At 33.6% G+C, this 4,674-nt stretch carries 3 protein-coding genes; 1 reads left to right on the forward strand and 2 read right to left on the reverse strand.

Annotation, left to right across the window (positions count from 1 at the left end):
* Positions 1 to 99: 99 nt before the first annotated feature.
* Positions 100 to 2,517: a T9SS type B sorting domain-containing protein gene (locus Q0075_RS09605; protein ID WP_297869314.1), complete on the reverse strand. Its 2,418-nt coding sequence runs from the start codon at positions 2,515 to 2,517 to the stop codon at positions 100 to 102.
* Positions 2,518 to 2,725: 208 nt separating this feature from the next.
* On the reverse strand, positions 2,726 to 3,853 hold the full coding sequence (locus Q0075_RS09610; RefSeq protein ID WP_297869315.1) for a methionine aminotransferase: 1,128 nt from the start codon (positions 3,851 to 3,853) through the stop codon (positions 2,726 to 2,728).
* Positions 3,854 to 4,161: 308 nt separating this feature from the next.
* On the opposite strand from Q0075_RS09610, the gene Q0075_RS09615 reads away from it, so the two are divergent.
* Positions 4,162 to 4,674: hypothetical protein (locus Q0075_RS09615; RefSeq protein WP_297869316.1), on the forward strand; the 513-nt coding region annotated here is incomplete at its 3' end.

Below are 4,674 nucleotides of genomic sequence, written 5' to 3' on the forward strand. Positions count from 1 at the left end.
CAATTTTGTTAACAATGGGTTAAAGTGTAATGTAATTGATTTACAGTGTGATAAATACCTGTTTAAAATAATCTAAAATAGTATTATATCGGGCTATTATTATCGAATTAAACTGAAATGGGATCGAAATATTTTACTAATTCCACTTTCATCATATTCAATTAAAAACCAATAATCAGTTGAAGGAAGTTTATTTGAATTGAAAGTGCCATCCCAAGCTAGATGGGAAGAATTTAGTTGCGTTATCAGTTTACCATATCGATCATAAATTGAAATTTTCCAATTATCAAAAGTATCCATTCCAGAGATGTACCAAAAGTCATTAATTCCGTCGTTATTTGGGGTGAAATAGTTTGGATAATTGATAATCAAAATCTCTTCCGAAAGAAAATAACCACATGTATTACTGTTAATTACAGTGATTGTATGAATTCCTGGACTCACATTTTCAAAAATATTGCTTTCTTGAAGTACTCCATTATCTAATTGATAATAATAATTTCCTGATGGAATTGCAGATATTGTAATACTTTGATTATCTGTAAAAGCTCCTGAAATACTATAAAAAAAACTTTCTAATTGTGATTCTAAAATAGTTACATTTATAGTTTGAGGTACGGTACAAGAGCTTAAGGTAGGTGTAAAAGTATAGCTTCCTGAAACTAAATTGTTAATAACTGCTGGCGACCAAGTTCCTGAAATTCCGTTTGGAGATATATTAGATAAAATAGGAGCTATTTCTCCTGAACATAATGTTATTGTGTTTGGGAAATCGGGTATCAAACCATTTCCAATAATTATATTTATTTCAAAAACAGGTATATTTTCGCAAGCACCTACTTGAGGTGTAAAAGTATATGTTGTAGTTCCTAAGCTTGATGTGTTTATTATTGATGGGTTCCATGTTCCATTAATTGGGGTTGAGTTTGATGAAGATAATGGTAAAATTTCAGGTGTTGCATTTAAGCAATATGTAGTTGTTATTGGTGGAAAAACTAAATTAATAGTGGTTGCTGGCGTGACGGTTACAACTATGGTTTCCGGATTTCCTTCGCAACCATTTAAAATAGGGGTAACCACATAAGTTACAGTTCCTGAAGTCGTTCCGTTATATTGTAATGTTTGATTAATACTTGTTCCCGAACCATTTGAAAATCCTGTAACATCTGTAGATGAAGCTGTCCAATTCAAAGTAGCATTTACATCGGAAGCGACAAGTGTAATGGCGGTATTGGTATTCGTACATAAAGTCGTTGGTCCTGAATATGTAACTGAAATTGCGGGTAATAATGTCACTGCCGTTCGTGTATTACTTCTGCATCCACTTGAAATAGTGACAGTTTCAGCATAATAAGTTCCGGTGGAAGTAGGTGTGTAAGTCGTTGAATTGGCTAATAAAAGATTTCCATTTGTTTGACTATCGTACCAATTAACAGTTTCTCCACCCATAACACTTACGCTTAAACTTGTAGCTTGATTGGTGCAAAAACGTTGGTCGCCATTCGAAATAGGTGCATTAGGTAATGGAATGAAAACTACACTGTAAATATCCGAAAAAGTAGAACAAAAAGCATTGTTTAAATTAGCAATATCTTGCGCTATTTTAACTCGGTAATACGTTGTGGTTGTTATGTTTGGTAGGGTATAGTTAGCAGTGTTTTCACCAGGAATATCCGTGAAATTTATGTTGTCATTACTGTTTTGCCATTGGTAAAAATGCGAAATACTTCCTGTTGTGACAACTTGTAAATTGGGGTTGGTAATGCTTGAATTTTGGCAAATGGTCATCGTATTTCCAGTAGTTGCTGTGTTGATAATAGTGCTGTTTTCGCCACAAGCTCTAAACATGATATCATCTATGGCTAAGTCGTTTCCGCAACCACCAACACCATTATTTCGCATTTTTAAAATAACCGATGTTTGTCCGGCAGGCATTGTAAAAACCAAACCAAATTGATTCCAAATTGGAATAGAGGTTCCTGCAATATTTCCAGTATTTCCTGAACGTAACAAAATCGTATCGGTTTGATCCCAAATCTCAAAAGTTATGTTAATCGGGATTCCAGTTCCTGGGCAACCACCTGAAGCTGCATTATAGATATTCAACAACCAAGCCGAAAATTCGAATCGAGTATTGCTACACAATCCTGTAACAGTTCTTCTGTAAAATTGTCCTGGAGTATTACTAGCATTGACAATTAAACATTTTCCGTTACTTCCATCGGGCTCATTGTCGGGAGTTCTATCAAGTGAATAATGCCAGTTGCTTGAATTTGGAATTAAATTCGTTCTGTTGTATAAAGTGTATTGACCATCTTGTGGAAATCTAGTATTAACAAAAGTATAATTAGTTACACCAACAGGTAATGCTGGTCCATAATTGGAACCGCTTCCGAAATTTTCCAAAAAAATAGGAGCACCTTTACTTCCATTGCAAAATCCCAACTGACCATGAGAGTGGTAGGATAATAAAAATATAACAGTGGCAAAGTAAAATTCCTTTATTTTTAGCGACATGATTATCTTGTTATTCAAAACATTTAAAGATAAAATATCTTTTTAAAGTTAAAAATAAGATGTTGTCATAAAAACTATACAAAAAGACATGTTTTAAGTAAACTAAACATCTACAGGTTTTACTAGATGTATAATAATAAGAATACTTTTTTTGTATAGGTGTTGTTTAGGTTGTTTATGGTTACTGAGAAGAAATAAAAGTCTTTTTTTAAATAGAGCACAGTTTTTCAGCCGCCGCCATCAAAGTTTCATCCGTTTTAGCGAAACAAAAACGTAGCATGTGTCTATCCGTATTATCGTTATAAAAAACAGAAATCGGAATAGCCGCCACACCGTGATTTACTATCAATTCTTTAGCAAAATCCACATCGTTTTTGTTCGAAATTTGATTGTAATTCACCACTTGAAAATACGTTCCATCGCAAGGCATTAACTCGAATCGACTGTCTTTGATTAGGTTTTGAAATAAATCGCGTTTGCGTTGGTACATGTTGGAAACTTCACTAAAATCAACTACATCTAAATATTCTGAAATAGCATGTTGCGAAAAACTATTCACGCTAAACACTAAAAATTGATGTACTTTTTTCATTTCGTACATTAGATGTTCAGGAGCAATTAAATAACCTACTTTCCAACCCGTAACATGTAATGATTTTCCAAAAGACGAAGCGATTATCGTTCGTTCTACTAATTTTGGACGTGTATTAAATGAAAAATGAGGTTGTGAAAACGTAATGTATTCATAAACTTCGTCGCCCAAAATAAGAATTTGAGGATGTTTTTCTAAAATAGTTTCTAAAGCTTCAAAATCTTGTTCTGTCCAAATTCTTCCCGTAGGATTGTGCGGATTATTGATGACAATCATTTTAGTTTTAGCCGAAATCGCGCTTTCAATTCGGTTGAAATTGGGTGTGTAATTATCATTTAATGAAACACGAACGGGTTTTCCGCCCGCTACCAAAACCGAAGGTTCGTAACTGTCATAACTAGGGTCTAAAATCAACACTTCATCACCCTGATTCACAAACGAGTTAATTGCTGTAAAAACGCCTTGTGTAGCGCCAGCAGTAATTAACATTTCAGTTGCGGTATTGACTTTTCTACCGTATTGTTTTAACGTTTGATTCGCAATTTTTTCCAATAACGAAGGCAAACCCGCCATGGGTGTATATTGGTGAATATTCTCTCGAATAATACGTTCCGAAATTTGTAACAAACGTTCATCTTCAGGGAAATTTGGAAATCCTTGCGATAAATTAATAGCTCCGTGCTCATTCGCTAATTGCGACATTACAGAAAAAATATTGGTAGTGATGTTTGGTAGTTTTGACATATGATGATTTAGTGGAAACGAAAATGCAATTTAAATTTAGTTATACTGTTAATAATTTTCTTATGGATAATAATTAACCACATAAAAACATAGATAAAAAGATAGTTATAGTCAATTCATTGTTACACATAGCTATGTTTTCTATTGCAAAGTGAAACGACTTTTAGAGTCTAAGACCATCTATGTATCTATGTGGTTTAAATTTTAAAGAGTAAATTCAATTTAATTTTTTATTTCTTCAAAAATATAAAAAAATACACGCTCTAATTTCTTCAAATTACTTTATTTTGTGATTTAATTTTGAGATTTTGAAGATAATTATCCTAACACCAATGGAAATTGAGCGAGAAAAGGTCTTGAACGCTTTAGCTCGAATTCCCAATTTGAATCATACGTACGAAGTAATTGTTTCTGGAATTGGTCGTGAAAGTACGGCTAAGGCGATGATGCAAATGCCACCACACGATATTTGTGTGTTAATGGGTTTTGCTGCTGTGGTAGGAAAAGAAGCCCATTTACCTGATTATTTGCATTTAGGAAAACCTATCGAAATTACTAATGCTTCGCTATATGGTTACGAAGGCGGCTTGTTTGAAAACGGAAAACCCATTATCACCGAAAAGCCAAAGCTCAACTTACCTTGTTTGTCTTCTTTAACTTCCGACAAGTTTGTAAGAACAACCGATTTAGCCGAAAAAACGGTAGTAAATATGGAAGATTACACGTTTAAATTTTTGAAAAAACCACAAGATTTTATCGTGCGCATCATCTCCGATTTTTTACCACACGAAACCGAAATCGACTTTTTTGAAGAAGTGAAA

Source organism: uncultured Flavobacterium sp. (assembly GCF_937967675.1).
Taxonomy (GTDB): domain Bacteria; phylum Bacteroidota; class Bacteroidia; order Flavobacteriales; family Flavobacteriaceae; genus Flavobacterium.